This is a genomic window from Phenylobacterium sp. (assembly GCF_036563385.1).
Taxonomy (GTDB): Bacteria; Pseudomonadota; Alphaproteobacteria; order Caulobacterales; family Caulobacteraceae; genus Phenylobacterium.
In genome coordinates this window covers 898,052-923,111 of the sequence record NZ_DATCML010000004.1, presented here as the reverse complement: position 1 = coordinate 923,111, position 25,060 = coordinate 898,052, and the positions used below count along the sequence as shown (strand labels likewise).

25 protein-coding genes are annotated in these 25,060 nt (G+C 69.7%); 17 read left to right on the top strand and 8 right to left on the bottom strand.

Going from position 1 to position 25,060, the window contains the following annotated elements:
* Complete coding sequence (locus tag VIL67_RS05400) at window positions 1-279, bottom strand: DUF4164 family protein (RefSeq protein ID WP_332047813.1); 279 nt, start codon at window positions 277-279, stop codon at window positions 1-3.
* 174 nt (window positions 280-453) lie between these two features.
* Here VIL67_RS05400 and tkt point away from each other — a divergent pair, with 174 nt between their 5' ends.
* The 6 genes from tkt (at window position 454) to VIL67_RS05370 (ending at window position 7,455) form a co-directional block, all read left to right on the top strand.
* A complete protein-coding gene (tkt, locus tag VIL67_RS05395; RefSeq protein WP_332047812.1) occupies window positions 454-2,424 on the top strand; it encodes a transketolase in 1,971 nt (656 codons plus the stop codon).
* Between the two features lie 2 nt (window positions 2,425-2,426).
* A complete protein-coding gene (gene purT, locus VIL67_RS05390) occupies window positions 2,427-3,644 on the top strand; it encodes a formate-dependent phosphoribosylglycinamide formyltransferase (RefSeq protein WP_332047811.1) in 1,218 nt (405 codons plus the stop codon).
* Window positions 3,645-3,819: 175 nt separating this feature from the next.
* Entirely contained in the window at window positions 3,820-4,830 is a 1,011-nt protein-coding gene (gene gap / locus VIL67_RS05385) for a type I glyceraldehyde-3-phosphate dehydrogenase (protein ID WP_332047810.1), read from the top strand.
* Between the two features lie 8 nt (window positions 4,831-4,838).
* The gene (locus VIL67_RS05380; protein WP_332047809.1) at window positions 4,839-6,038 is read left to right on the top strand and encodes a phosphoglycerate kinase; all 1,200 of its coding nucleotides are present in this window, start codon (window positions 4,839-4,841) and stop codon (window positions 6,036-6,038) included.
* 19 nt (window positions 6,039-6,057) lie between these two features.
* A complete protein-coding gene (fba, locus tag VIL67_RS05375) occupies window positions 6,058-7,143 on the top strand; it encodes a class II fructose-bisphosphate aldolase (protein WP_332047808.1) in 1,086 nt (361 codons plus the stop codon).
* A gap of 39 nt (window positions 7,144-7,182) precedes the next feature.
* Window positions 7,183-7,455, top strand: coding sequence for a hypothetical protein (locus VIL67_RS05370; RefSeq protein WP_332047807.1), 273 nt, complete (start codon window positions 7,183-7,185; stop codon window positions 7,453-7,455).
* A 4-nt stretch (window positions 7,456-7,459) separates the two neighbouring features.
* Here the strand turns inward: VIL67_RS05370 and VIL67_RS05365 are convergent, their stop codons facing one another.
* Entirely contained in the window at window positions 7,460-9,127 is a 1,668-nt protein-coding gene (locus VIL67_RS05365; RefSeq protein ID WP_332047806.1) for an MFS transporter, read from the bottom strand.
* Between the two features lie 96 nt (window positions 9,128-9,223).
* Here VIL67_RS05365 and VIL67_RS05360 point away from each other — a divergent pair, with 96 nt between their 5' ends.
* Window positions 9,224-9,634 carry a hypothetical protein gene (locus VIL67_RS05360; RefSeq protein WP_332047805.1) on the top strand — a complete coding sequence of 137 codons (411 nt, stop codon included), beginning with the start codon at window positions 9,224-9,226 and terminating at the stop codon, window positions 9,632-9,634.
* Between the two features lie 4 nt (window positions 9,635-9,638).
* Here VIL67_RS05360 and VIL67_RS05355 read toward each other — a convergent pair whose 3' ends face one another.
* The 3 genes from VIL67_RS05355 to VIL67_RS05345 all read right to left on the bottom strand — a co-directional run bounded on the left by VIL67_RS05355 (window position 9,639) and on the right by VIL67_RS05345 (window position 10,946).
* Window positions 9,639-10,106 (bottom strand): tryptophan-rich sensory protein, encoded by a 468-nt coding sequence (locus tag VIL67_RS05355; RefSeq protein ID WP_332047804.1) that lies wholly within the window; start codon window positions 10,104-10,106, stop codon window positions 9,639-9,641.
* Between the two features lie 61 nt (window positions 10,107-10,167).
* The gene (gene bfr / locus VIL67_RS05350) at window positions 10,168-10,650 is read right to left on the bottom strand and encodes a bacterioferritin (protein ID WP_332047803.1); all 483 of its coding nucleotides are present in this window, start codon (window positions 10,648-10,650) and stop codon (window positions 10,168-10,170) included.
* A gap of 110 nt (window positions 10,651-10,760) precedes the next feature.
* Complete coding sequence (locus VIL67_RS05345) at window positions 10,761-10,946, bottom strand: (2Fe-2S)-binding protein (RefSeq protein WP_332047802.1); 186 nt, start codon at window positions 10,944-10,946, stop codon at window positions 10,761-10,763.
* 212 nt (window positions 10,947-11,158) lie between these two features.
* Here VIL67_RS05345 and VIL67_RS05340 point away from each other — a divergent pair, with 212 nt between their 5' ends.
* The 6 genes from VIL67_RS05340 to VIL67_RS05315 are packed head-to-tail and all read left to right on the top strand — an operon-like array spanning window position 11,159 to window position 16,297.
* On the top strand, window positions 11,159-12,565 hold the full coding sequence (locus VIL67_RS05340; RefSeq protein ID WP_332047801.1) for a cytochrome ubiquinol oxidase subunit I: 1,407 nt from the start codon (window positions 11,159-11,161) through the stop codon (window positions 12,563-12,565).
* Window positions 12,562-13,590 (top strand): cytochrome d ubiquinol oxidase subunit II, encoded by a 1,029-nt coding sequence (gene cydB, locus VIL67_RS05335; RefSeq protein ID WP_332047800.1) that lies wholly within the window; start codon window positions 12,562-12,564, stop codon window positions 13,588-13,590. Before VIL67_RS05340 ends, cydB begins: the two co-directional genes overlap by 4 nt.
* Complete coding sequence (locus VIL67_RS05330; protein ID WP_332047799.1) at window positions 13,574-13,720, top strand: hypothetical protein; 147 nt, start codon at window positions 13,574-13,576, stop codon at window positions 13,718-13,720. The genes cydB and VIL67_RS05330 overlap by 17 nt, the downstream gene beginning before the upstream one ends.
* 13 nt (window positions 13,721-13,733) lie before the next feature.
* Complete coding sequence (thiE, locus tag VIL67_RS05325; RefSeq protein WP_332047798.1) at window positions 13,734-14,390, top strand: thiamine phosphate synthase; 657 nt, start codon at window positions 13,734-13,736, stop codon at window positions 14,388-14,390.
* A 55-nt stretch (window positions 14,391-14,445) separates the two neighbouring features.
* On the top strand, window positions 14,446-15,243 hold the full coding sequence (locus VIL67_RS05320; RefSeq protein ID WP_332047797.1) for an inositol monophosphatase family protein: 798 nt from the start codon (window positions 14,446-14,448) through the stop codon (window positions 15,241-15,243).
* 34 nt (window positions 15,244-15,277) lie between these two features.
* On the top strand, window positions 15,278-16,297 hold the full coding sequence (locus VIL67_RS05315) for a glycerophosphodiester phosphodiesterase (RefSeq protein ID WP_332047993.1): 1,020 nt from the start codon (window positions 15,278-15,280) through the stop codon (window positions 16,295-16,297).
* On the opposite strand, the gene VIL67_RS05310 is transcribed toward VIL67_RS05315, so the two are convergent.
* Window positions 16,294-18,138 carry an ABC transporter transmembrane domain-containing protein gene (locus tag VIL67_RS05310; protein WP_332047796.1) on the bottom strand — a complete coding sequence of 615 codons (1,845 nt, stop codon included), beginning with the start codon at window positions 18,136-18,138 and terminating at the stop codon, window positions 16,294-16,296. The genes VIL67_RS05315 and VIL67_RS05310 overlap by 4 nt on opposite strands.
* A gap of 120 nt (window positions 18,139-18,258) precedes the next feature.
* Here VIL67_RS05310 and rpmE point away from each other — a divergent pair, with 120 nt between their 5' ends.
* Window positions 18,259-18,483 (top strand): 50S ribosomal protein L31, encoded by a 225-nt coding sequence (rpmE, locus tag VIL67_RS05305; RefSeq protein ID WP_332047795.1) that lies wholly within the window; start codon window positions 18,259-18,261, stop codon window positions 18,481-18,483.
* Window positions 18,484-18,587: 104 nt separating this feature from the next.
* Here the strand turns inward: rpmE and rcdA are convergent, their stop codons facing one another.
* On the bottom strand, window positions 18,588-19,097 hold the full coding sequence (gene rcdA, locus VIL67_RS05300) for a protease adaptor protein RcdA (RefSeq protein ID WP_332047794.1): 510 nt from the start codon (window positions 19,095-19,097) through the stop codon (window positions 18,588-18,590).
* A 100-nt stretch (window positions 19,098-19,197) separates the two neighbouring features.
* Window positions 19,198-19,404: a DUF1192 domain-containing protein gene (locus VIL67_RS05295; RefSeq protein WP_332047793.1), complete on the bottom strand. Its 207-nt coding sequence runs from the start codon at window positions 19,402-19,404 to the stop codon at window positions 19,198-19,200.
* Window positions 19,405-19,493: 89 nt separating this feature from the next.
* On the opposite strand from VIL67_RS05295, the gene VIL67_RS05290 reads away from it, so the two are divergent.
* The 3 genes from VIL67_RS05290 (at window position 19,494) to VIL67_RS05280 (ending at window position 24,992) form a co-directional block, all read left to right on the top strand.
* Window positions 19,494-20,483 (top strand): NAD(P)H-quinone oxidoreductase, encoded by a 990-nt coding sequence (locus VIL67_RS05290; RefSeq protein ID WP_332047792.1) that lies wholly within the window; start codon window positions 19,494-19,496, stop codon window positions 20,481-20,483.
* A 181-nt stretch (window positions 20,484-20,664) separates the two neighbouring features.
* Window positions 20,665-23,289, top strand: a complete 2,625-nt coding sequence (locus tag VIL67_RS05285) for a TonB-dependent receptor (RefSeq protein WP_332047791.1) — start codon at window positions 20,665-20,667, stop codon at window positions 23,287-23,289.
* 191 nt (window positions 23,290-23,480) lie between these two features.
* The gene (locus tag VIL67_RS05280; protein ID WP_332047790.1) at window positions 23,481-24,992 is read left to right on the top strand and encodes an MFS transporter; all 1,512 of its coding nucleotides are present in this window, start codon (window positions 23,481-23,483) and stop codon (window positions 24,990-24,992) included.
* The last annotated feature ends 68 nt before the right edge of the window (window positions 24,993-25,060 follow it).

Genomic DNA, 25,060 nt, shown 5'->3' with positions numbered 1-25,060 from the left:
TCAGTGCTCCTGAGGGAGGCTTTCGCGCCCAAGCGCGGTGCGGATCTCACGGATAGCGCGGCCCAGGGCGGCGGACGCCTCGGCCCCCGCCGCTTCCAGCTCGCGCTCGCGCGCACGGGCGCGCTCGAGCTCGGCGGCCAGCCGCGCACGTTCATCGTCGCCGAACAGGTCGCCGCCGCCGTCGGCCTCGCCGCGTCCGGCCAAGCGCTGCTCCAGCGTCTCCACCGCACGCTCGAGTCGCCGGGCGGCAAGGTCGAGCGCGCTCTCGCCTGGGTTCATCCACGTCTCCCGGGAAGGTGTGGCGGTCCAATCTATAGACCTGCGTCGGGTTCCTTGTGAATCCACAGGATTTCGGGCGGGAACGTGGCGGGACGCGGCCCTGCCTTGACCCTCGCCGCCGCGCGTGCGACCCCGCCCGCCATTCCCGCCCGCCGTTAACGAATCCGGATCCCGATGCCCGCGCCCACCAAGCTCATGGCCGACGCCATCCGCGTCCTGTCGATGGACGCCGTCGAGCAGGCCAACTCCGGTCACCCCGGCATGCCCATGGGCATGGCCGACGTGGCCACGGTGCTGTGGACGCGGTTCCTGAAGTACGACGCCGCGCGCCCCGACTGGCCGGACCGGGACCGCTTCGTGCTGTCGGCGGGCCACGGCTCGATGCTGCTCTACAGCCTGCTGCACCTGACGGGGGTCAAGGCGGTCACCCTCGACCAGATCAGGAACTTCCGGCAGATCGGCTCCAATACCCCTGGCCACCCGGAGTGGGGCCACACGCCGGGCGTCGAGACCACCACCGGGCCGCTCGGCCAGGGGCTCGCCACCGCGGTCGGCATGGCGCTGGCCGAGCGCAAGCTCGCCGCCCGCTTCGGCGACGACCTGGTCGACCACCGCACCTGGGTGGTGGCCGGCGACGGCTGCCTGATGGAAGGCGTCAGCCACGAGGCTATCTCGCTCGCCGGCCGGCTGAAGCTCGCCAAGCTGACGGTGCTCTGGGACGACAACGACATCACCATCGACGGTCACGTGGGCCTCTCCGACGCCACCGACCAGCTGGCGCGGTTCAAGGCCGCCGGCTGGGCGGTGAAGCGGATCGACGGCCACGACGCGGGCCAGATCCGCCGCGCGCTCGCCTGGGCGACGAAGCAGGACCGCCCCACCCTGATCGCGTGCAAGACGGTGATCGGCAAGGGCTCCCCCACCTTCCAGGGCACACACGACGTGCACGGCAAGGCCCTGGGCAAGGACGAGGTGGTGAAGACCCGCGACCACCTCGGCTGGCCGCACGAGCCGTTCGTGATCCCCGACGAGGCGCTGAAGCCCTGGCGCGCCGCGGGCCGCCGCGGGCGCAAGGACGCCAAGGCCTGGGACGCCCGCCTGGCCGCCTCGCCGCACCGCGCCGAATTCGAGCGCGCCGTCGCCGGCGAGCTGCCGGCCCACGCCTTTGCGCGCCTGGACGAGCTGATGGCCGAGGCCGCCGCGTCGAAGCCGGCTTCGGCCACGCGTCAGCACTCGGGCGCTGTGCTCGAGACGATCTTCGGCGAGATCCCGGAGCTGGTGGGCGGCTCGGCCGATCTCACCGGCTCCAACAACACCTTCGTCAAGAACACCCCGATCCTCGATGCGCCCGACTACGCCGGCCGCTACGTGAACTACGGCGTGCGCGAGCATGGCATGGCCGCGGCGATGAACGGGATGGCGCTGCACGGCGGGGTGATCCCCTACGGCGGCACCTTCCTGGTGTTCACCGACTACAGCCGACCGGCGATCCGCCTGGCGGCGCTGATGGGGGTGCGGGTGATCCATGTGGGCACCCACGACTCCATCGGCCTGGGCGAAGACGGCCCGACCCACCAGCCGGTGGAGCACCTGGCTGCGCTCCGGGCCATGCCCAACCTCAACGTCTTCCGGCCCGCCGACCTGATCGAGACGGCGGAGTGCTGGAAGCTGGCGCTGGACGCCCGGCGCACGCCCTCCGTCATGGCCCTGTCGCGGCAGAAGACGGCGGCGGTCCGCGACCAGGCCGGCGAGAACCTCTCGGCGCGCGGCGCCTACCAGCTGGCGGCGGCCGGCCACCCGGCCCAGGTGACGATCTTCGCCTCCGGCACCGAGGTCCCGGTGGCGCTGAAGGCGCGCGAGCTGCTGGAGGCCCAAGGCGTCGGCGCCCGCGTGGTGTCCGTCCCCTGCTTCGAGCTCTTCGCCGCCCAGCCGCGCGTTTACCAGGAGGCTCTGATTGGCGAGACGCCGGTCCGGCTGGCCGTGGAAGCCGGCGTTCGCATGGGCTGGGACCGGTTCATCGGCTCGGACGGCATCTTCGTGGGCCTCGACGGCTTCGGCGCCAGCGGGCCGTACGAGAAGCTCTATCAGCACTTCGGCATCACCGCCGAGGCGGTGGCGGAGGCGGCCAAGGCGAAGCTGGACTGAACATGACCCGCCCGAAGGCTCCCGCCCGCCTGGGCACGCCGATGTCGGACACGGCGGTGCGCGTCATGCTGCTGGGCTCGGGCGAGCTCGGCAAGGAGGTGGCCATCGAGCTGCAGCGGCTGGGCTGCGAGGTGATCGCCGTCGACCGCTACGCCAACGCGCCCGCCCAGCAGGTGGCGACCCGCAGCCATGTGATCGCCATGACCGACGGCGCGGCCCTCCGCGCCCTGGTGGAGCAGGAGCGTCCGCACCTGATCGTTCCCGAGATCGAGGCGATCGCCACCGACGAGCTGGTCCGCATCGAGGCCGAAGGGCTGGCGACGGTGATCCCCACGGCCCGCGCCGCCCAGCTGACCATGAACCGGGAGGGCATCCGCCGCCTCGCGGCGGAGGAGCTCGGCCTGCCGACCAGCGCCTACGCCTTCGCCTCCACTGAGGACGAGCTCACCCGGGCGGCGGCGGAGGTGACCGACTTCCCCTGCTTCGTGAAGCCGGTGATGAGCTCCTCGGGCAAGGGGCAGTCCTATGTGGAGAGCCCCGACCAGATCGCCGCCGCCTGGCGCTACGCCCTGGAGGGCGGACGGGTGGAGCAGCCCCGCGTCATCGTCGAGGGTCGGGTGGACTTCGACTTCGAGATCACCCAGCTCACCGTCCGCAGCCTGGTGCGCGGCGAGGTGGTCACCAGCTTCTGCGACCCCATCGGCCACCGGCAGGTGAAGGGCGACTACGTCGAGAGCTGGCAGCCGCAGGGCATGAGCCCGCCAGCGCTGAAGAAGGCCCGCGAGATTTCGCGCGCGGTCACCGACGCGCTGGGCGGCCTCGGCGTCTTTGGCGTGGAGCTGTTCGTGAAGGGCAACGACGTGTGGTTCAGCGAGGTCTCGCCCCGGCCGCACGACACCGGCCTCGTCACCCTGGTCAGCCAGCACATGAGCGAGTTCAAGCTGCACGCCCGCGCGATCCTCGGCCTGCCGGTGGACCCGCGCCTGAAGGAGCCAGGCGCAAGCGCGGTGATCTACGGCGGCCTGGAGGCGAAGGGGATAGCCTTCGAGGGCGTGGCGGAGGCGCTCAGCACGCCCGGCGCGGACCTTCGCCTGTTCGGCAAGCCCGAGAGCTACGAGCGCCGCCGCATGGGGGTCGCCGTGGCCGCCGGGGCGAACGTCGAGCAGGCCCGCGAACGGGCCCGCGAGGCGGCCGGCAAGGTCCGGCCGGTCCGCGGCTGAGCGCCAGGGCACTTCTCCCGACCTCGTGAATTGAGGCTCTGAGCGGCGGGCAAGGCCAAGCCTTCCCGTCACAATCCATTGCCAGACTTGAGCTTTGCAGGGGTTGACTTGCGGGGTCCCGCCCTGAAGAACGCCCCGCAAAGCTGCGTCAGGTCGTCACAAGGAGATCTCCAGAATGCCCGTTCGCGTCGCCATCAACGGTTTCGGTCGCATCGGCCGGCTGGTCCTGCGTTCGATCGTCGAGCATGCGCGCACGGACATTGAGGTCGTGGCCATCAACGACCTGGGTCCCGTGGAGACCAACGCCCACCTGCTGCGCTACGACAGCGTGCACGGCCGGTTCCCGCAACAGGTGACCGTGGACGGCGACTCCATCGATGTGGGCCGCGGCAAGATCAAGGTCACGGCCATCCGGAACCCCGCGGAGCTGCCGCACAAGGAACTGGGCGTCGACATCGCGCTCGAGTGCACCGGCCTCTTCACCGCCAAGGACAAGGCCTCCGCCCACCTGGAAGCCGGCGCCAAGCGCGTGCTGGTCTCCGCCCCGGCCGACAACGCCGACAAGACCATCGTCTACGGCGTGAACCACGACACCCTGACCGCGGACGACCTGGTGGTCTCCAACGGCTCGTGCACCACCAACTGCCTGGCCCCGGTGGCCAAGGTCCTGATGGAGCTGTGCGGCATCGAGCGCGGCTACATGACCACGATCCACTCCTACACCGGTGACCAGCCGACCCTGGACACCATGCACAAGGACCTCTACCGCGCCCGCGCCGCGGCCATGTCGATGATCCCGACCTCCACCGGCGCGGCCAAGGCGCTCGGCCTGGTGATCCCGGCGCTGACCGGCAAGCTGGACGGCTCCTCGGTGCGGGTGCCGACCCCGAACGTGTCGGTGGTCGACCTGAAGTTCGTCCCCACCCGCGAGGTGAAGAAGGACGAGATCAACGAGGCGCTGCGCGCCGCCGCCGCCGGCCCGCTGAAGGGCGTCTTGGGCGTCACGGACGAGCCGCTGGTCTCCTCGGACTTCAACCACGTGGCCTATTCGTCCTGCGCGGCCCTGCCGCAGACCCAGGTGATCGAAGGCCAGCTCGGCCGCGTGCTCTCCTGGTACGACAACGAGTGGGGCTTCTCGACCCGGATGAGCGACACCGCCGTCGCCATGGGCAAGCTGATCGCCTGAGCCCAGATATGACCTTTCGGACCCTCGACGACGCCGAACTCCAGGGCCGGCGCGCCCTGGTCCGCGTGGACTTCAACGTGCCCATGGCCGACGGGCGGGTGAGCGACGACACCCGCCTGCGCGCCGCCCTGCCGACCATCGAGAAGCTCAGGACGGGCGGCGCCAAGGTCGTCCTCCTGGCCCACTTCGACCGGCCCAAGGGCAAGCGCGTCCCCGAGATGAGCCTGAAGCCGGTGGTCGAGCCGCTGTCGAAGCTGCTCGGCGCCCCCGTGGCCTTCGCCGACGACTGCTCGGGCGAGGCGGCCAGGGCGGCCATCGACGCCCTGCAGCCGGGCGGCGTGATCCTGCTCGAGAACGTCCGCTACGAGGCCGGCGAGGAGAAGAACGATCCGGAGTTCGCCAAGGCGCTCGCCGCCAACGGCGACCTCTACGTGAACGACGCCTTCTCGGCCGCCCACCGGGCGCACGCGTCCACCGAAGGCCTGGCGCGGCTCCTGCCCGCCTATGCGGGCGAGCAGATGCGGCGTGAGCTGGAGGCGCTGGACAAGGCGCTCGGGACTCCGACCCGGCCTGTGATGGGCATCGTCGGGGGCGCCAAGGTCTCCACCAAGCTCGACCTGCTGAACAACCTCGTGGGCAAGCTGGACTACCTGGCCATCGGCGGCGGCATGGCCAACACCTTCCAGTACGCCCAGGGCTACGACGTGGGCGGCTCGCTGTGCGAGAAGGACATGGCCGACACCGCCCGCGAGATCCTGGGGAAGGCCGAGCAGTCGGGCTGCAGGATCATCCTGCCGGTCGACGTGGTCGTGGCCGAGGACCTGAAGCCGGGGGTCGCCACCGAAACCCTGAAGCTGGAGAAGGGCCGCGCGCTCGGCGACACGAAGAAGATCTTCGACGCCGGCCCGGAGACCTTGGCCCTGATCCTGCAGGCGATGGCCGCGGCCAAGACCCTGATCTGGAACGGGCCGCTCGGCGTGTTCGAGGTGCAACCCTTTGACAAGTCGACCGTTCAAGCTGCGCTGGAAGCTGCCAGGCTGGCTATGTCAGGCCAGCTGGTGGCGGTGGCCGGCGGGGGTGATACGGTAGCAGCCCTCAACGCCGCGGGCGTGGCGGACGATTTCACCTTCGTCTCCACGGCCGGTGGGGCGTTCTTGGAATGGATGGAAGGCAAGGAGCTGCCCGGGGTGGCGGCGCTGGCCCGATAGGAACAAAGGCGTATTTGGAATGGCCCGGATTACCCTTCGACAGCTCCTCGATCACGCCGCCGAGCACGGCTACGGGGTGCCTGCCTTCAACATCAACAACATGGAACAGGCGCTGGCGATCATGGAGGCCGCCGAGGCCACCAACTCGCCGGTGATCATGCAGGCGTCCCGCGGCGCCCGGTCCTATGCGAACGACATCGTGCTGAAGCACCTGATCGACGCGATGGCCGAGATGTACCCGGACATCCCGATCTGCATGCACCAGGACCACGGGAACAACGAAGCCACCTGCGCCACCGCGATCCAGTACGGCTTCACCTCGGTGATGATGGACGGGTCGCTGAAGGCCGACGGCAAGACGCCCGCTGACTACGACTACAACGTCCGGGTCACCCGCGCCGTGGTGGACATGGCCCACTGGGTCGGCGCCTCGGTGGAAGGCGAGCTCGGCGTTCTCGGTTCGCTGGAAACCGGCATGGGCGAGAAGGAGGACGGGCACGGCTTCGAGGGCAAGCTCGGCCACGATCAGCTGCTCACCGACCCGGACCAGGCGGTCGAGTTCGTGAAGGCCACGGAGGTCGACGCCCTGGCCATCGCCATGGGCACCAGCCACGGCGCCTACAAGTTCACCCGCAAGCCGGACGGCGACGTGCTGGCGATGCACGTGATCGAAGAGATCCACCGCCGCCTGCCCAACACCCACTTGGTGATGCACGGCTCCTCCTCGGTGCCGCAGGAACTCCAGGAGATCATCAACAAGTACGGCGGCGAGATGCCCCAGACCTGGGGCGTGCCGATCGAAGAGATCCAGCGCGGCATCAAGCACGGCGTGCGCAAGATCAACATCGACACCGACAACCGCATGGCCATCACCGGCGCGATCCGGAAGGTGTTCGCCGAGAAGCCGGGCGAGTTCGACCCGCGCAGCTACCTGAAGCCCGCCAAGGAGGCGATGCGTCAGGTCTGCATCCAGCGCTTCGAGGAGTTCGGCACCGCCGGCCACGCCTCGAAGATCAAGCCGCTGCCGCTGTCGGCCATGGCCAAGCGCTACGCCGCGGGCGAGCTCGCCCCGCAGATCGGCCTCACCCGCGTCGCCGCGGAGTAGCCTGGGCTCGCCGCGGGCGCCTGTGCGGAACAACCGCGGGTGCCCGCCGATTGGTTCGGCATGCGCAAGCACGCCGTCGTCCTTGGAATGGCCTTCCTGGGCCTTGCCGCCTTCGCCCTGTTCGCGGGCTGGGCGTTCTACGAAGGCGCGCAGGTCGGCGGCGGCTGGGCCAGCCTCGGCCCCATCTGGCCCTATGTGGTGGGCGGGGTGATCGTCGTTGGCGGCCTCGCCGGCTTCCTGATGTGGCTGGCCTTCTACTCCGCCAACAACGGCTACGACGAAAGGATCGATCGGAGCGACGGCTACTACTAGCCGCCTAGGCTTCGATCGGCGCCCCGCGCATCTCCTTGATGAACAGCAGGCCGACCACGAAGGTCACGGCCGCCACGACCACCGGGTACCAGAGGCCGTAGAAGACATCCCCCGTGGCCGCGACCATGGCGAAGGCGGTCGTCGGCAGGAAGCCCCCGAACCAGCCGTTGCCCACGTGGTAGGGCAGGCTCATCGAGGTGTAGCGGATCCGCGCCGGGAACATCTCGACCAGGGCCGCGGCGATCGGCCCGTAGACCATGGTGACGTACAGCACCAGCAGCCAGAGCAGGGCGACGACCAGGGGCTTGTTCACCCGGGCAGGGTCGGCCTTGGCTGGATAGCCATGCGCCGAAAGCGCCGCGCCCAGCTCCTTCGTCCAGGAGGCCTTGCCGGCGTCGAACGCCGCCTTGGGCAGGCCGGCGCCGTTGAAGCTGGCGAGCTCCGTGTCGCCCACGCGGACCCGCGCCACGCTCCCAGCCGGCGCCGCCTCGTTCCGGTACGAGACCCCGGCGTTGGCGAGCGCCGACTTGGCCACGTCGCAGGAGGAGGTGAAGGCGGTCTTCCCCACCGGGTCGAACTGCAGGGCGCAGTCGGCCGGATCGGCGATCACCGTCACCGGCGCGCGAGCAGTGGCGGCGGCGAGCTGCGGGTTGGCGGCGGCGGTCAGGGCCTTGAAGATCGGGAAGTAGGTGAGCACCGCCAGCAGGCAGCCGGCCAGGATGATCGGCTTGCGACCGACCTTGTCCGACAGCCAGCCGAAGACGATGAAGAAGGGCGTGCCGAGCAGGAGGGCGATGGCCACCAGGCTGTTCGTGGTCGGCCCATCCACCTTCAGCATCTTCTCGAGGTAGAACAGGGCGTAGAACTGGCCGGTGTACCAGACCACCGCCTGGCCGGCGGTCAGGCCCACCAGCGCCAGCAGCACCAGCTTCAGGTTGGGCCAGCGGCCGAAGCTCTCCTTCAGCGGCTGGGTGGTCCCCTTCCCCTCCGCCACCATCTTCTGGAACACCGGGCTCTCGCCCAGGCGCAGTCGGATCCACAGCGAGACCATCAGCAGCAGGGCCGAGGCCAGGAACGGGATGCGCCAGCCCCATTCCTTGAACACCTCCTCGCCCTGGGCGCTGCGCACCGCCAGGATGACGATCAGGCTGAGGAACAGGCCCAGCGTCGCCGTGGTCTGGATCCAGCTGGTGTAGAGGCCGCGCTTGCCCGGGGGCGCATGCTCGGCGACGTAGGTGGCCGCCCCGCCGTACTCGCCGCCCAGCGCCAAACCCTGGATCAGCCGCATGGCGACCAGCAGGATCGGCGCGGCGACGCCTATCTGGGCGTACCCCGGCAGGAGGCCGACCACGAAGGTGGACAGCCCCATCAGCACCATGGTGACCAGGAAGGTGTTCTTGCGGCCCCAGAGGTCGCCCAGGCGTCCGAAGACGATCGCCCCGAAGGGCCGCACCGCGAAGCCGGCCGCGAAGGCGGCGAGCGCCAGAATGTAGCCGGTGGTCTCGTTGACCCCTGAGAAGAAGTGCTGGGTGATAAAGCCCGCCAGCGAACCGTAGAGGTAGAAGTCGTACCACTCGAAGACGGTGCCGGCCGAGGCGCCGGCGATCACCATCCGATGGCTGCCTGAGGACACGTCCGCCTGGCCCGACCCGGCCTCAACGCTCGCCGTCATGCACCGCCTCCCGCCCCCTGCTTGTTAGGTCGACGGTAGGCTTGGCGGCAAAGGTCTGACAACCCGGGTTAACGCACCTCGGATAGGCTGAGCGGCATGTGGCCCGTGATCGTTCGTCCGCCGCCTAGGCCGAGCAAGGCGCTCGTCGCCTTCGTGCTGCTGTGGCCGTTCGGCTTCGCCCTCTGGGTCGGCGCGATCGGCTGGCGGATCTCGGAGGCGGACAAGGTCAGCACGCCGTACCTCTACGCCGCCCAGTACCTCGGCCCTGCCGGCTGTGAAGCGGCGGCGCTCCGCGGCCGCTTGCCGGACGCCTGCCTCGACCCACGCTACAAGATCCGCCGCGCCTACGGCCGGTTCGCCCTTCCGCGGCCGAAGAAGGGCGCGATCTGGCTGCGCTCAGGCCGGCATGCCGTGCAGACCGGCCGGGCGTGCTCACGCAACTGCATCGTCTACGTCGTCAGGCGCGACGTCTTTCCGGTGGAGCCGCCAGCCGCCGGCCGCGCCTGAGCGCTCAGTGGAGAGTGTTCTGGATCACCTTGGCGATCTGGGCGCGGCGCGCCCGCCAGGCGTAGGCGCCCGCGGTGCCGACGGAGGCCACGGTGGTGGCTACGCGGCCGCCCAGCCGCTGGGGTCCGAAGGCCATCCAGACGGTGTTCAGCGCCTGGGCCAGGCCCCAGAGCGCCAGCGCCTGGGTGCGGGCCCGGCCGCGCGGGCCGTTCCAGATGCGCAGGCCGGAGAAGGTCAGCGCCAGGAACAGCGGCGGCCACAGCATGGCGAACAGGCGCTTGGGCGGCGGCGGCGCGGCCTCTAGGGCGTTGGGATCTTCGTAGTCGGAATGCGTCTCCGGCACGTCTTCCCGCGGCTCGAAGGCCTTCGCCAGGACCGCAGAAACCGCCACCACGCCGGCCGTCATCGCCAGCCCGGTCAGCACGTCGTGCGTGAACGGCCGGCGGGGCTCGGCCCTGGCGTCGTGACTCATGCTGGATGGCCTCCCTGACGTTCCGAGCGTCCAAACCGCAGCCCCGCGGCTTGGTTCCGGCTCAGCTTTCCCCGAACTCGCCCATGGCGCTCTGCAGGTAGTTCTGCTCACCCAGGGCCTTCAAGAGGCCAAGCTGGGTTTCGAGGAAGTCGATGTGCTCCTCAGTGTCGGCGAGGATCTCCACCAGGAGTTCGCGGGAGACGTAGTCCTGCGCCAGCTCGCACTGCTTCACGCCATCGACCAGCAGCGTCCGGCCGCCCACCTCGACGGCGAGGTCCGCCGCCAGGGTCTCGCCGATCGTCTCGCCGATCTTGAGCTTGTGCAGATCCTGCAGGTTGGGCAGGCCGTCGAGGAAGAGGATGCGCTTGATGAGCTTGTCGGCGTGCTTCATCTCGCCGATCGACTCGTCGTACGTCACTTTCCCGAGCCGCTTCAGGCCCCAGTTCTCGTAGATCCGGGCGTGCAGGAAGTACTGGTTGACCGCGGTCAGCTCGTTGGTGAGCACCTGGTTGAGCAGCCGGATGATCGCCTTGTCGCCCTGCACGATAGCCTCCGCGAATGTCGTGAACGGGCGGAACCTCGTCGCCGGCCGCGGCGAAGTCAAAGCCTATGTTTGCAAGTGATTTGCGCTCGTATTCGCAAGCGCCGGCAGGGCTACTCCGCCGCGAAGCGCAGGGTCTCTCGGCTCTCGTCGATCATGTCGCGCATCTCGCAGACGCAGCGCGCACATTGGGGTCGGCTGTCGCAGGCCTTGAAGATGTCGGCGGGCCGGGTGGCGCCGGCGTCAATCGCCGCGCGGACCTCGCGCTCACGGATGCCGTTGCAGTTGCACACGTACATGGGGCCGGCGGCTCCTCCCTACGCTTGCGAATTAAGCCCACTGCGAACGCGTTTGCAAGTCATTCGCATCTACGTAGTGCTACGGAGTTAGTTCCGGCCAAGCTGGGCGGACGAAAGCGCCGCGCCGCGTCAAAGGCGATTTTTCACCGCCTGGTGATTTGCTATAGTGAGCGGGGTCGCCTCCGGCATGAGCCGGCCCGGATGAGGTCGGCATGGACTTCGACGCCCTGTTGCTGTCGCGCCTGCAGTTCGCGTTCACCATCGCGTTCCACATCATCTTTCCGAGCTTCACCATCGGGCTGGCGAGCTACCTCGCTGTGCTCGAGGGGCTGTGGCTTGCGACGAAGGACGCGGCGTTCAAGACGCTCTACCTGTTCTGGATCAAGATCTTCGCGCTCAGCTTCGGCATGGGCGTCGTGTCCGGCGTGGTGATGAGCTACCAGTTCGGCACCAACTGGAGCCGGTTCACCGAGATCGCCTCGCCGGTGATCGGGCCGCTGCTGGCCTTCGAGGTGCTGACCGCCTTCTTCCTGGAGGCGAGCTTCCTGGGCGTGATGCTGTTCGGCTGGAAGAAGGTCGGCCCCCGCCTGCACTTCGCCGCCACCACCCTGGTCGCCTTCGGGACGATGGTCTCGGCCTTCTGGATCATCGCGGCCAACAGCTGGATGCAGCATCCGGAGGGCTTCACGCGGCTGCCCGACGGCACGCTGCGGGCGCTGAACTACTGGGACGTGGTCTTCACCGACACCTTCCCCGAGCGGCTGGCGCACATGCTGCTGGCGGCCTTCCTGACCACGGCCCTGGTGGTCGGCGGCGCCTCCGCCTGGCGGCTGCTGAAGAAGGGGGACGACCGGGAATCCCGCATCGCGCTGCGGATGGCGATCGGCATGTTCGCCATCGTCGCCCCGCTGCAGGTGGTCGTGGGCGACCTCTCCGGCAAGGAGGTGCTGGAGGTGCAGCCCGCGAAGCTGGCCGCCATCGAGGCGTTCTGGGAGACCCGCACCGAGCAGGCCTTCCACATCGCCGCCTGGCCGGACCGGGCGGCGGAGAAGAACCACTTCGAGATCTCCATCCCCAAGGTGGGCAGCTGGATCGTCGCCGGCCGCGCCGACGCCGAGATCAAGGGCCTGAAGTCGTTCCCGCCCGAGGACCGGCCGCCGGTGGCCATCGTCTTCTGGGCGTTCCGGGTCATGGTCGGTCTTGGCCTCGCCATGATCGGCCTGGGCCTGTGGGGCGCCTGGCTGATCTGGAAGGGCGGCGGGCCCGAGCGCCATCCCCTCTTCCTCCGCGCAGCCGTCCTGATGTCCCCCGCCGGCTTCGTGGCGGTGATCGCCGGCTGGATCGTCGCCGAGGTGGGGCGCCAGCCGTGGGTGGTCTACGGCGTGCTCCGCACCCGCGACGCCGTCTCGCCGGTGGGCGCGGGCGAGGTCTCGGCCTCGCTGCTGGCCTTCATGGCCGTCTACGCCGTCGTGTTCAGCGTCGGCGTCCTCTACATCCTGCGGCTGATCGCCGAGGGCCCGAAGCCGGTCCCCGAGCAGGACACCCAGCCGCCGCTGAAGCCGCGCCCGCCTGGCTACGCCCTGGGCGCCGCGCCGGACGATCCCAAGGAGCGGCCATGAGCAACCTCGACCTGCCGCTGATCTGGGCCGGGATCATCGCCCTGGCCGTCCTGATGTACGTGCTGCTCGACGGTTTCGACCTGGGCGTGGGGATCCTCTTCCCGTTCGCGGGCTCACCGCAGGAACGGGACATCATGATGGATTCGGTTGCGCCCATCTGGGACGGCAACGAGACCTGGCTGGTGCTGGGCGGCGGCGGGCTGCTGGCCGCCTTCCCCTTCGCCTACGCCGCCCTGATGCCGGCCCTCTACATCCCCATCCTCCTGATGCTGCTGGCGCTGATCCTGCGCGGCGTGGCTTTCGAGTTCCGCCTGCGGGCCCGGCGCAGAGGCAAGCGGTTCTGGACCGGCGCCTTCGCCGCAGGCTCGATCACGGCGACGGTGGCGCAGGGGTTCGTGCTCGGCGGCTTCATCCAGGGGATCACCCTGAAGGACGGGCGCTTCGCCGGCGGCCGGTTCGACTGGCTGACGCCCTACACCTTGCTGGTCACGGCGGGCCTGCTGGCCGGCTACGCCCTGCTGGGCGCCTGCTGGCTCATCTGGAAAACCGAGGACGAGTTGCACGGCCGCGCCCGGCGGTGGGCCTGGATCGCGGCGGTCGCCACCGGCGCGCTGCTCGCGGTCGTCAGCGTGGCGACCCTGGTGGTCCACCCGCGGGTGGCGCTGCGATGGGGGTTCGAAGGCGGGTCATTCGATCTCGAACGACTCCTTCTGCTATCGCCCATCCCGTTGCTGGGGCTCGCCGGCCTGGCGGTGCTTGGGCTCGGTCTGGCCCGGGGCCGCCACGGCGCACCCTTCCTCGGCGCCTTCCTGGTCTTCCTGTCGGGCTACCTGGGCCTCGCCGTCGGCTTCTTCCCCAACATCGTGCCCTACGACATGAGCTACCAGCAGGCGGCTTCGGCCGACAATGCGCTCGCCTTCATGCTGGTGGGGGTGGCTATCCTGCTGCCCGCGATCCTGGGCTACACCGCCTGGGTCTACTGGGTGTTCCGCGGCAAGGTCTCGGCCGATGCCGGCTATCATTGAGCCGCCGCCGGAACCTGGCGCGCCGCTGGCGCCGCTGTGGAAGCGGCTGGCCTGGTTCTTCGGCCTTGCCGTGGCCGCCTCCCTGGCCACGCTGGCGGCGGCCTACGCCTTGAGGGCGCTGCTGAAATAGGGTCTTAGGGCGCATGGCCCCGCCCCTTTGCCGCCTCTACCTGATCACCCCGCCCCGGCTGGACGACCTGGCCGCCTTCGGCCACGTGCTGGCCCAGGCCCTGGACGGCGGCGACGTGGCCGCCCTGCAGATCCGCCTGAAGGATGCGCCCGACGACGTGGTCGGCGCCGCCTGCGACGTTCTGATGCCCATCGCGCACGCCCGCGACGTGGCGGTGATCCTCAACGACCGGCCGGATCTCGCTGCCCGCTTCGGCTGCGACGGGGTGCATGTGGGCCAGGAAGATGCGTCCTACGGCGAGGCCCGGCGGCTGGTGGGGCGGGACCGCATGGTGGGCGTGACCTGCCACGACAGCCGGCACCTCGCCATGGAGGCGGCCGAGGCCGGCGCCGACTACGTGGCCTTCGGCGCCTTCTTCCCGACCACGACGAAGGAGACGACCGCCCGCCCGGAACCGGAGATCCTGACCATCTGGCAGGAAACCATGGAGACTCCCTGCGTCGCCATCGGCGGGGTCAAGCCGGAGAACGCCCGCGTGCTGGCCGCCGCCGGCGCCGACTTCCTGGCGGTCTCTGCGGGTGTCTGGGGCCACGCGGAAGGCCCCGCCGCGGCGGTGAAGGCCCTGAACGCGGAGATCGCCGCTGGGCTGGCCGAGCGCGCCTTGCCTTAGGAGGGTGGGGCCACTAGGTTCCGCGCCCTCTAATCCCTCCGAGATCTTTCACACCGTGATTTCCCAATCGGCCCTCCTGAAGGTCATGAGCGACGCCGCGCGCAAGGCGGCCCGCGGCCTGAACCGCGACTTCGGCGAGCTCTCCGAGCTGCAGGTGGCCAAGAAGTCCCAGGCCGACTTCGTGTCGGCGGCGGATCTGCGGGCCGAGCAGACGCTGTTCGAGGCTCTGACCAAGGCCCGTCCCGGTTACAGCTTCCTGGGCGAGGAGCGCGGGATGATCGAGGGCACGGACAAGACCCACACCTGGATCGTCGACCCGCTCGACGGCACCACCAACTTCCTGCACGCCATTCCGCACTTCGCCATCAACATCGCCCTGGAGCGCGAGGGCGTGGTGGTTGCGGCCGTGACCTACAATCCGGCGACCAACGAGCTGTTCTGGGCCGAGAAGGGCAAGGGCTGCTTCGTCAACGACAAGCGCCTGCGCGTGGCGGCCCGCCAGCGGCTGGACGAGTCTGTCCTGGCCACGGGCATCCCCTTCCTCGGTCACGGACAACACGCCAGGTTCCTCAAGGAGCTGCACCAGGTCAGCCAGCGGGTGGCGGGCGTCCGCCGCTTCGGCTCCGCGGCCCTGGACCTCGCCTGGGTCGCGGCCGGGCGCTACGACGGCTACTGGGAGCGCGACCTGAAGCCGTGGGATATCGCGGCGGGGATCCTCATGGTCACGGAGGCGGGCGGCAAGGTGACCGACGCCGACGGCGGGGAGGAGATGCTGCAGACGGGCTCCATCTGCTGCGGCAACCTCGACATCCATCCGCTGCTGCTCGACCGCCTGGCCGCCGCGGCCAAGTAGGAAAACCGTCACACGAATGGGTAAGCTGGCGGGCATGAGCCTGACCCGCCGCGCCTTCGCCGCTTCCGCCGCCCTCGTCGCCTCGCCCGCGCTCTCGACGGCCAGGCCGCGGCCGATCGTGATCGCCCATCGCGGCGCCAGCGGCGAACGGCCGGAGCACACCCTCGCCGCCTACCGCCTGGCCGTGGCGCAAGGCGCTGACTTCATCGAGCCGGACCTGGTTCCCACCAAGGACGGCCATCTCGTCGCGCGCCACGAGAACGAGATCTCCGGCACCACGGACGTGGCGAGCCGGCCCGAGTTCGTCGCCCGCAAGGCGACCAAGACGATCGACGGCCAGGCGGTCACCGGCTGGTTCACCGAGGACTTCACCCTGGCCGAGCTGAAGACGCTGCGGGCCCGCGAACGGCTGCCGGCGCTCCGGCCTGCGAGCGCGAAGTTCGACGGCCAGGAGGCGATTCCCACCTTCCAGGAGGTGGTCGACCTCGCCAAGGCCGAGAGCCGCCGGACCGGCCGCACAGTCGGTGTCTATCCGGAGATGAAGCACCCGACCTACTTCCGGACGCTCGGCCTGCCGCTGGAGGAGCGCCTCGCGCGCGCCCTGAAGTCGAACGGCCTCGACAGCCGCACCGCGCCCGTGTTCGTCCAGTGCTTCGAAGTCGAACCGCTGAAGCGCTTCCGTACCCTCTCCAAGGCGCGCCGGGTGATGCTGGTCAGCAACGGCCCGGCCCCGGTGGACGTGAAGAGCGCAGCGGGCCTCAAAGCCATCGCCGCCTTTGCGGACGGCCTCGGGCCGGAGTGGCCGCTGGTCCTGCCCGTCGCGGACGGCGCCCTCGGCCCCGCCACCGGCCTGGTCCGCGCCGCCCACGCGGCGGGCCTCGCCGTGCACCCCTGGACGGTCCGGGCCGAGAACCGCTTCCTGCCCAAGGCGCTGCAACGGGGCGCCAGCCCCGCGGATCACGGCGACGCCACGGCCCTCGTGAAGGCGCTGTACGCCGCCGGGGTGGATGGGGTGTTCAGCGACTTCCCGGGGCTCGCCGTCCAGGCCCGCTAGGCCGCGTCGCCGAACTGCAGGGCCGCCAGACGGGCGTAGAGGCCGCCGCGCGCCACGAGCTCGGCATGGCTGCCCTCCTCGACCACCCGCCCTTCGTCCATCACCACGATCCGGTCGGCCTTGAGCACCGTGGCCAGGCGATGGGCGATCACCACGGTCGTGCGACCCTCCATGGCGCGGTCGAGCGCCTCCTGCACCAGGCGCTCGTTCTCGGCGTCGAGGGCGCTGGTGGCCTCGTCGAGCAGCAGCACGGGCGCTTCGCGGACCAGGGCGCGGGCGATGGCCAGCCGCTGGCGCTGGCCGCCGGACAGGCTGCGGGCGCGCTCGCCCACGGGGGTGTCCAGGCCCTGCGGCAGCGCCTCGAGGAAGCTCTCCGCCTGGGCGGCGCGAACGGCAGCCAGGACCGCCTCCGGAGACGCATCCTCGCGGCCGTAGCGGACGTTGTCGGCGGCCGAGCCGGAGAACAGGGCCGAGTCCTGCGCCACCAGGGCCAGGCGCGCGCGGACGGCGGCGGGCTCCGCGTCCCGCAGGTCCACGCCGTCCAGCACCACCCGGCCCTGCTGCGGATCGTAGAACCTCAACAGCAGGCGGAAGACCGTGCTCTTGCCGGAGCCCGAAGGCCCCACCAGGGCCACCCGCTCGCCGGCGCGGACCTGCAGCGAGAAGCCCTTCAAGGCTGGCAGGTCAGGGCGGCCGGGATAGGCGAAGGTCACGGACTCGAAGGCCACCTCCCCACGCGGCCGGGGCAGCGGGACCGGCCGCGCCGGGGCCGCGATGCCCGGTCGGGCGTCCAGCAGGCCTGCGATCCGCTCCATGGCGCCCGCCGCCTTCTGCACCTCGCCCCAGACCTCGCCCAAGGCGCCCACCGAGCTGCCTGCGGTCACCGCCAGGAAGGCGAACTGGAAGAGCTGGCCCCAGCTCATCTCGCCGCGGAGGCCCGCCCGCACCGCGAGCCAGAAGATGAAGACGATGCCGCCGAAGATCAGGCCGATCACCAGGGCCGTCATCAGCGCTCTGGCCCGCATCCGCACGAGGGAGGTGGCGAAGCTGTCCTCCACCGCAGCCCCGAACCGCTCGGCGGCGGTCCGCTCGCGGCCGAAGGCCTGCACCGTCTCCAGCGCGTCCAGGCTTTCGCCGGCGAAGCCGATGGCGGCGGCGAACTTGTCCTGGGTCGAGGTGGTCAGCTTGCGCACCCGACGGCCGAACAGGAACAGCGGCGCCAGGACCACCGGGAAGACCAGCAGCACCAGGCCGGTCAGTTGCGGGCTAACCACCACCAGGAGGACCAGCGCCCCCACGAGCGTCAGCAGGTTGCGCAGGGCGAAGGAGATCGACGTGCCGAGCAGGCTCTCCACGATCTGGATGTCCGTGGTCAGCCGCGACAGCACCTCGCCGGTGCGGGTCTGGAGGAAGAAGGCGGGATCGAGGGTGAGGATGTGGCCGTAGACCGCCTTGCGCAGGTCGGCGACCACCCGCTCCCCGAGCTTGGTGACGAAGAAGTAGCGAAGCGCGCTCCCGAGCGCCAAGGCGACGGCGACCGCGCCCAGCAGCAGGAACCAGGGGGTCACCGACGCCGGGGTCGGCGTCCGAGCCGTCAGGTGATCGATCAGCAGCCGCAGGGCGCCGGAAATGCCCAGGGTCGTCGCCGCGGTGAACACGAGAAAGACGCCGGCCAGGAGGGCGTCGGGCAGGTGCGCCTGGACGAAGGGCAGCAGCCGCCTGAGCGCTCGAACGTCGCGGCTCTTCGGCCGCTTGTCGCTCTCCGTCGCGAGGCTCTGGACCAGTTCGGCGCCGACGCTGGGCCGGCCCTCGACCGGGGCCTCGGACGTCTCACCGCTCATACGCGCTCACACCTTGCAATCGGCCCGGGCTTTCGGGTATACGCCCGGCTTCGTTTTCGAGGCCGCCTTCGCGGGCGGCCTGTTCACTTTGGCCGCTCCTTTACGTCAGGCGCCCGCGCGATGAAACAAGACATCCACCCCGACTACCACTTCGTCACCGTGGTGATGACGGACGGCACGACCTACCAGACCCGTTCGACCTACGGGAAGGAAGGCGCGACGCTGAACCTCGACATCGACCCGAAGACCCACCCGGCGTGGACCGGCGGCGGTCACCAGATGCTCGACCGCGGCGGCCGCGTGTCGCGCTTCAACGCCAAGTTCGGCGCCTTCACCCGCAAGTAGCCGACGGCGGACCGTCCCAGCACAGGCCGGGATCCAGGTTGCAGAAACAGGAACGCCGCGGAGGTCCCCCTCCGCGGCGTTTTGTTTTGGGACAGCGCCGGCGCCTAGAAGGCGCCGAGGGCGGTCTTCAGCCGGTCAAGCTGCGAGAGCACAGGGTGCGGCGCGGGGTCGCTGGGCGCCTCCACGTACATCCGCCGGTCCAGGTGGCGGACCCGCTCGTAGAGGCGTTCCGAGCGGTCGAGCAGCACCAGCAGGCCAGCCGGAAGGTCGTCGCTGGCCACGTCCTCGCCGCCCCGGCAGACGTCCTCGGCCGCCAGGCGATAGCGGTCCTCGCAGGCTGCATCCGCCGCCATGTCGCCCTCGCGCACGGCGCGCTGGACCAGCAGCCACGAGGCCACCTGCATGAGGCGGGTGGTCAGCCGCATGCTTTCCGACGCGTAGGCCAGGGCTGCGTTACGCGACAGCAGCTTGGATTCCTGCCGCCCCGGACCGTCCAGATAGGTGGCGGTCTCCTCGACCAGGTCCATGCCTTCCTGGAAGGTGCGCTCGAACAGCTCGGAGCGCGCAAAGTCCTGGATGACGTCTGCGCGCCAGGGGGCGGTGGTCGCGTTCATCAGTCTCTTATCGCCCTCAGCTTTCCTGCCGCAGGACTCCTCCCGCAGCGCCGCGGCTGACGTGCAACCGCTATGCCAGACGTCCTACCGCAGAAGCGCCTCAAGCGGGACGCGACGAAAAGAGCGCATCCGCCGCCTCGCGGCCCGCCCGCTTGCGGTCGATGAAGGCCCGCGTGCGGGCGATCTCGGCCTGGAGGATCTCGATGCGTTCCTCGAGTTCCGCCGTTCCGTACAGGTCGAGGTCTTCCCGGACCGCCTCGGCGAGCCGCTGGCCGCGGCCGATCCGCACTTCCGCCGGTTCTTCCATGTCTTTCGCGAGCCTCCTTTGCCGGCCCCCGCTCGGGCGCTATCCAAACGTGCGTAGCGTACGCGCGCAAGACCGGCGGAGACAAACCCATGTCACAATCGAACGGCGAGACCATGACCGCCATCGCGGTGGAGGGCGGCAAGGGTCCAGCCGCGGCGCTTCGGCCGGTCGAGATCCCCCGCCCCTCGCCCGGCCCGGGCCAGGTCCTGATCCGCGTGCGCGCCGCCGGCGTGAACCGGCCCGACATCATTCAGCGCCTGGGCGCCTATCCGCCGCCGCCCGGCGCGCCCGATACGCTCGGGCTGGAGGTTGCGGGGGAAGTGGTCGCCCCATCCGGACGCTGGAAGGCGGGAGACCGGGTCTGCGCCCTGCTGGGCGGGGGCGGATATGCCGAGTACGCGGTCGTCGACGCCCGGCATGCCTTGCCTATCCCGGGCAGCGTGGACGACGTTCAGGCGGCGGGCCTGCCGGAGACGGTGTTCACCGTCTACGCCAATGTTTTTGAACACGGGGGCCTGAAGCCGGGCGAGACCCTGATGGTGCACGGCGCGACGTCCGGGATCGGCGTCACCGCCATCCAGATGGGCAAGGCGGCCGGCGCCAAGGTGATCGCCACCGCCCGCGGCGCCGAGAAGGCGGCGCGGGCGCTGGAACTCGGCGCAGACGTCGCCGTCGACGCCACCGCGGAGGACTTCGCCGCGGTCGCCAAGCGTGAGGGCGGCGCCGACGTGATCCTCGACATGGTGGGCGGCGACTATTTCGCGAAGGATCTGGACGCCCTGCGCACCGGCGGCCGCATCGTCTTCATCGCCAGCCAGGGCGGCGGCGAGGTGAGCCTGCCGATCTTCCGGCTGATGCAGAAGCGCGCGGTGGTCACCGGCTCCACCCTGCGGCCCCGCGACCCGGACGAAAAGGCGCGGCTCGCCGCCGAGGTTGAGCGGGTGGTCTGGCCATGGATCGCGGCTGGCGACGTTCGCCCGCCCGTCGACCGCACGTTTCCGCTCACGGAAGCGGCCGCGGCGCACGCTTATCTCGAAGGCGGCGCCCACGTCGGCAAGATCGTCCTGACCGTCCCCTAGCGCCCGCGGACATACCGTCCTCCTGAATCCACCTCCCGAGACGCTCCGCCCGCGAAATCATTCGAAGAGCGGGTACGAAAAAAAGGCGAGAACGTGTTGACGCTGGCGTTGCACTGCAGCAACGTCATGTCCGAGCGCAGTCAATAGCGCCTGTTCACAGTCTCTCCGGGGGAGGATTTCCATGCGACTGAAACGCCACCTGCTGGCGGCGAGCGCGCTTGCGAGCGCGTCGTTCCTGGCCACCGCGGCTTACGCCCAGGACACCAACGTCATCGAGGAACTGGTCGTCACGGCCGAAAAGCGCGAGCAGTCGCTGCAGGACGTGCCGGTCGCCGTCACCGCCTTCACCGACGAACGCCGCGAAGTGCTCGGCCTGTCCACCGCCCAGGACCTGACCAACTTCACGCCGGGCCTGAACTACAACACCGGCAACGACCGGATGACCATGCGCGGCATCGGCCGCCTGACCAACAACCGCTCCTCGGAAGGGGGCGTGGCGCTCTACAACGACAGCCTCTACACCTCGTCGGTTTACTCCTTCGCCAAGTCGTCGCTGTTCGTGGACCGCACCGAGATCCTGCGCGGCCCGCAGGGCACGCTCTACGGCCGCAACGCTATCGGCGGGGCGATGAACGTCATTTCCAAGCGGCCGACCAACGACTTCTACGCCGAGGTGCGCGGCACCGTCGCCAACTACGACCGGCAGACGCTTGAGGCCGCCACCTCCGGGCCGATCTTCGGCGACAACCTGCGCTTCCGCGTGGCCGGCTCGTACGACAACCAGCACAAGGGCTACTACACCAACGTCGCGGGCGGCCCCTCGGAAGGAAACCGGGGCGAGGTTTGGTTCGCGGAAGTCCAGCTGGACGGCCAGATCACTGACCGGCTCGACTGGTGGGTGAAGCACGAGATGTCGCGCACCGCCGCGCTCGGCCGCGGCGCCGGCGGCCGCCAGGGCATCACGGTGGGCGTCCCGAACATCTCGACGGCGCTGCAGCCCGGCACCACGCCCGGCTCGACCATCGCCAACTTCAACCGCACCCGGCCTCTGGCCTCGGCGGACTGCGACGACTGCTTCGAGTCCGATACGCCGAACACCATCAAGATCGACAGCCAGAACATCACCGCCCAGGTGAGCTTCCATGCGGACAACTTTGATGTCCGCTACATCGGCGGCCGCACCTGGTACCACTACCGGCTCCAGACCGACGTGGACGGCACCGCCAACAGCACCCCGCTGCGCTTCTTCCCGCCGTGCGCGGCCGGCCAGACCACGGGCTGCACCCCGGGCGCGCCCGGCGGCCCGGCCGGAACGGCCACCCAGGTCATCCCGACCGCCGGCGCCACCATCTACCCGAGGCTCTACAACCTCTACGACGAAGAGCCCCTCTGGTTCTCGAACGAGATCAACTTCGCCTCGACCCACGACGGTCCGGTGCAGTGGCTCGCCGGCCTCTACCAGTTCCGGGAGGAGGCCAACTACACCCCGACCGACGCGCGCGTCGCCGATGACCCGCGCCTCGAAACCCCGGCGACCACCGCCGGCGCCCGGGCGGCGGCCAACCCGACCCGCCTCTACGCCACGGCGACGTCGAAGACCCGCAGCGAGTCCTACGCCATGTTCGGCCAGGTGGACTGGAGCTTCGCCGAGCAGTTCATCCTGCACGTCGGCGCCCGCTACACCTGGGACAAGAAGACGGCGGTCGAGGGCGCGCGCCTGATCTGCTACTTCAGCGCCACCTGCTCGGTGCCGGCGGTGCTCCGCAACTTCCCGGTGATCGACATCACCAGCTCGTCGGTCGGCACCGCCGTCGGGGTGGGCTCGGTGAACCCCGCCACCGGCCAGTATACGGACCGTTCGCAGATCACCCCGGTCGTCCTTGACCCGAACGGCTTCCGCTACCGCACCCTGCAGAACAAGTGGGAAGGCGAAGGCGCCACCCTCGGCCTGGACTGGAAGCCGGACGCCGACACCCTGGTCTACGGCAAGTACACCCGCGGCTATAAGGCTGGGGGCTTCAACTCCGCCACCACGACCCTGTCGGCCTCGGTGACCACCAAGAAGGAAGTGATCGACGCTTTCGAGATCGGCGCCAAGAAGACCTTCATGGGCAACCTGCAGGTCAACGCCTCGGCGTTCCTCTATGACTACCAGGACATCCAGGCGGTCATCCAACGCTACGACGAGTTCCTGCGCGCCAACGTGTCGGAATACACGAACCTGCCGAAGGCCACGATCAAGGGCTTCGAGCTGGAAACCATCTGGCAGCCGATCAACAACCTTCAGATCAACGCCAACTACAGCTACCTCGACGGCGAGGTGAAGGAAGGCTGCTGCTTCGTGGATCCCGAGGATCCGATGGGCGGCGCCCCCGGCGCCACGCCGGTCGCGTCCACGCGGACCGCAACCACGGTCGGCCAGGACCTCAAGGGTCAGAAGCTGAGCGGCTCCACCCCGCATCGCGTGGCGGTGAACGTCAACTACACCTACGACATCGGCGACCTGGGCAGCCTCACCGGCTCGCTGAATTACAGCTGGCGCGACGACACCTACTTCTCGGTGTTCAACCGCGACTACAACAAGGGCAAGGCCTACGAGCAGATCGACGCCCGCCTGCTGTTCAACGACGCGGACGATCGCTTCACGGTGATCGGCTTCGTCCGCAACCTGACCGACGTGAAGGGCCAGGTCGTGGTGGGCGGCACCCGCCTCACCAATCCGGGCCCGAACTTCGGCCGCGTGAACAAGAACCTGTCGTTCATCGCGCCGCGGACCTACGGCGTGGAGATGCAGTACCGCTTCTAGAGACTGGGACGGATACCCTCTCCTTCGGGCGCGCCTCTGGGCGCGCCCTTTTCTTTTCCGCGTATGTCAGGGCTGAAAGCCCTTAGCCGTTGACGCTCCGGCAAGCCGACCCCACCGTGGAGCCATTGCAGGGCCGCCAACAGAGCCGCCCACTGGGAATTTGCCGCGCCATCCGCGGCGGGAGGAAACCGATGACCGCAACCGCGAGCGCCGCGGAAGGGCGGCGGCTTGGCCTGGGGACCAAGCTCACCTACGCCGTCGGCGCAGCCGCCACCAACCTGAAGGTCCGCGCGCTCTCGACCTTCCTGGTGATCTTCTACAACCAGGTGGTCGGGCTCTCGCCGAAGACCGTCGGCGCCATCCTGATGATCGCCCTGGTGGTGGACGCGGTGCTGGACCCGATCGTCGGCCAGATCTCCGACAACTTCCGCTCACGCTGGGGCCGACGGCACCCGTTCATGCTGGCCTCGGCCCTGCCCTATGCGGTGGCCTTCTTCGCCCTTTGGAACCCGCCCTCCGGCTGGGACGAAGGGGCGCTGGCGGTCTACCTGGCGGTCTGCGTGATCGCCGTGCGGGTGTTCGACACCTTCTTCGAACTGCCGCACCAGGCGCTCGCGCCCGAGCTGGCCCGCGGCTACGACGAGCGCACCAACCTGCTCTCCATGCGCCACTTCTTCATGGTGGCCGGAGGCCTCGGCATGACCGTGCTGGCCTACCAGGTGTTCCTCAGGGAGCGGCCGGACGGCACCGGCGGCGTGCTGGCCCGCGACGGATACCTGGCCTACTCGGCGACCGGCGCCCTGATCATCCTGGCGACCATCCTGATCTCGACCCTTGGCACCCTGCGCTGCGTGCCGCACCTCCACCAGGCGCCGGTACGGCGGATCACCATCGGCGCCATGCTCCGGGAGATGGGCGCCACCCTCAACAACCGGGCCTTCATCGTCTCGACGGTGGCCGCCCTGCTGATCGCGGTGGCGGTCGGCGCCCGCAACGGCCTCGAGATCTACTTCGGCCTCTACTTCTGGCAGCTGACCCAAGGCCAGCTCGCCACGCTGGCCACCACCAGCGTGATCGGCGGCTTCCTCGGCGTCTTCCTGGCCCCGGTGGTCGGCCGCACCATGGGCAAGAAGTGGGGTGTCATCGCGGTGTTCGGCTCCGCCGTGCTGGTGCACGTCACGCCGGTGTCGCTGCGCCTGCTCGGCCTCGCCCCGGCCAACGGCACGCCCGAGCTGCTGGCCCTGCTCTACGGCGAGGAGATCATCAATGCGACACTGGCGGCCGCCACCGGGGTGCTGCTGTTCGCCATCCTGGCCGACGTGGTGGAGGACGCGGAGGTGAAGACCGGCCGCCGCTCCGAAGGCCTGCTGATGTCGGCGCAGAACCTGTTCCGCAAGGCGATCTCCGGCCTGGGCGTGTTCATCGCCACGGGCGTCCTGACCTTCATCGATTTCCCGGAGAAGGCGGAACGCACGCAGGTGGCGCCGGAGACTCTGCGCAGCCTGGGGCTCGCCTATATCCCGACGCTCCTCGTGCTCTACGGCACGGCGATCCTGTGCCTCCTGGCCTACAACATCGGCCGGCATCGCCACGAGGAGAACCTGCGCAAGCTGGACGCCATGCGCGCCGCCGAGGCGCTGCCGGCCGACGCGCCGGACTCGCCCGCCGCGACGCCGGACGCCCCCTTGCCGGTGAAGCCTTGACCCCACGGCAAATTGACGGTCCCGCCCGCCGCGCCCACCGTGAGCCGCAGGAAGCCGAACGGCTCGGC

What these genes read in the sequence shown, in the direction of transcription:
- VIL67_RS05365 (WP_332047806.1), bottom strand. Translation starts at nt 9,127, where the DNA reads ATGACGGCGAGCGTTGAGGCCGGGTCGGGCCAGGCGGACGTGTCCTCA.
- VIL67_RS05345 (WP_332047802.1), bottom strand. Translation starts at nt 10,946, where the DNA reads ATGTACGTGTGCAACTGCAACGGCATCCGTGAGCGCGAGGTCCGCGCG.
- gap (WP_332047810.1), top strand. Translation starts at nt 3,820, where the DNA reads ATGCCCGTTCGCGTCGCCATCAACGGTTTCGGTCGCATCGGCCGGCTG.
- VIL67_RS05290 (WP_332047792.1), top strand. Translation starts at nt 19,494, where the DNA reads ATGTCACAATCGAACGGCGAGACCATGACCGCCATCGCGGTGGAGGGC.
- VIL67_RS05315 (WP_332047993.1), top strand. Translation starts at nt 15,278, where the DNA reads ATGAGCCTGACCCGCCGCGCCTTCGCCGCTTCCGCCGCCCTCGTCGCC.
- VIL67_RS05360 (WP_332047805.1), top strand. Translation starts at nt 9,224, where the DNA reads ATGTGGCCCGTGATCGTTCGTCCGCCGCCTAGGCCGAGCAAGGCGCTC.
- VIL67_RS05340 (WP_332047801.1), top strand. Translation starts at nt 11,159, where the DNA reads ATGGACTTCGACGCCCTGTTGCTGTCGCGCCTGCAGTTCGCGTTCACC.
- rcdA (WP_332047794.1), bottom strand. Translation starts at nt 19,097, where the DNA reads ATGAACGCGACCACCGCCCCCTGGCGCGCAGACGTCATCCAGGACTTT.
- VIL67_RS05285 (WP_332047791.1), top strand. Translation starts at nt 20,665, where the DNA reads ATGCGACTGAAACGCCACCTGCTGGCGGCGAGCGCGCTTGCGAGCGCG.
- VIL67_RS05280 (WP_332047790.1), top strand. Translation starts at nt 23,481, where the DNA reads ATGACCGCAACCGCGAGCGCCGCGGAAGGGCGGCGGCTTGGCCTGGGG.
- VIL67_RS05295 (WP_332047793.1), bottom strand. Translation starts at nt 19,404, where the DNA reads ATGGAAGAACCGGCGGAAGTGCGGATCGGCCGCGGCCAGCGGCTCGCC.
- VIL67_RS05330 (WP_332047799.1), top strand. Translation starts at nt 13,574, where the DNA reads ATGCCGGCTATCATTGAGCCGCCGCCGGAACCTGGCGCGCCGCTGGCG.
- VIL67_RS05355 (WP_332047804.1), bottom strand. Translation starts at nt 10,106, where the DNA reads ATGAGTCACGACGCCAGGGCCGAGCCCCGCCGGCCGTTCACGCACGAC.
- VIL67_RS05400 (WP_332047813.1), bottom strand. Translation starts at nt 279, where the DNA reads ATGAACCCAGGCGAGAGCGCGCTCGACCTTGCCGCCCGGCGACTCGAG.
- tkt (WP_332047812.1), top strand. Translation starts at nt 454, where the DNA reads ATGCCCGCGCCCACCAAGCTCATGGCCGACGCCATCCGCGTCCTGTCG.
- fba (WP_332047808.1), top strand. Translation starts at nt 6,058, where the DNA reads ATGGCCCGGATTACCCTTCGACAGCTCCTCGATCACGCCGCCGAGCAC.
- cydB (WP_332047800.1), top strand. Translation starts at nt 12,562, where the DNA reads ATGAGCAACCTCGACCTGCCGCTGATCTGGGCCGGGATCATCGCCCTG.
- thiE (WP_332047798.1), top strand. Translation starts at nt 13,734, where the DNA reads ATGGCCCCGCCCCTTTGCCGCCTCTACCTGATCACCCCGCCCCGGCTG.
- VIL67_RS05310 (WP_332047796.1), bottom strand. Translation starts at nt 18,138, where the DNA reads ATGAGCGGTGAGACGTCCGAGGCCCCGGTCGAGGGCCGGCCCAGCGTC.
- purT (WP_332047811.1), top strand. Translation starts at nt 2,427, where the DNA reads ATGACCCGCCCGAAGGCTCCCGCCCGCCTGGGCACGCCGATGTCGGAC.
- rpmE (WP_332047795.1), top strand. Translation starts at nt 18,259, where the DNA reads ATGAAACAAGACATCCACCCCGACTACCACTTCGTCACCGTGGTGATG.
- VIL67_RS05380 (WP_332047809.1), top strand. Translation starts at nt 4,839, where the DNA reads ATGACCTTTCGGACCCTCGACGACGCCGAACTCCAGGGCCGGCGCGCC.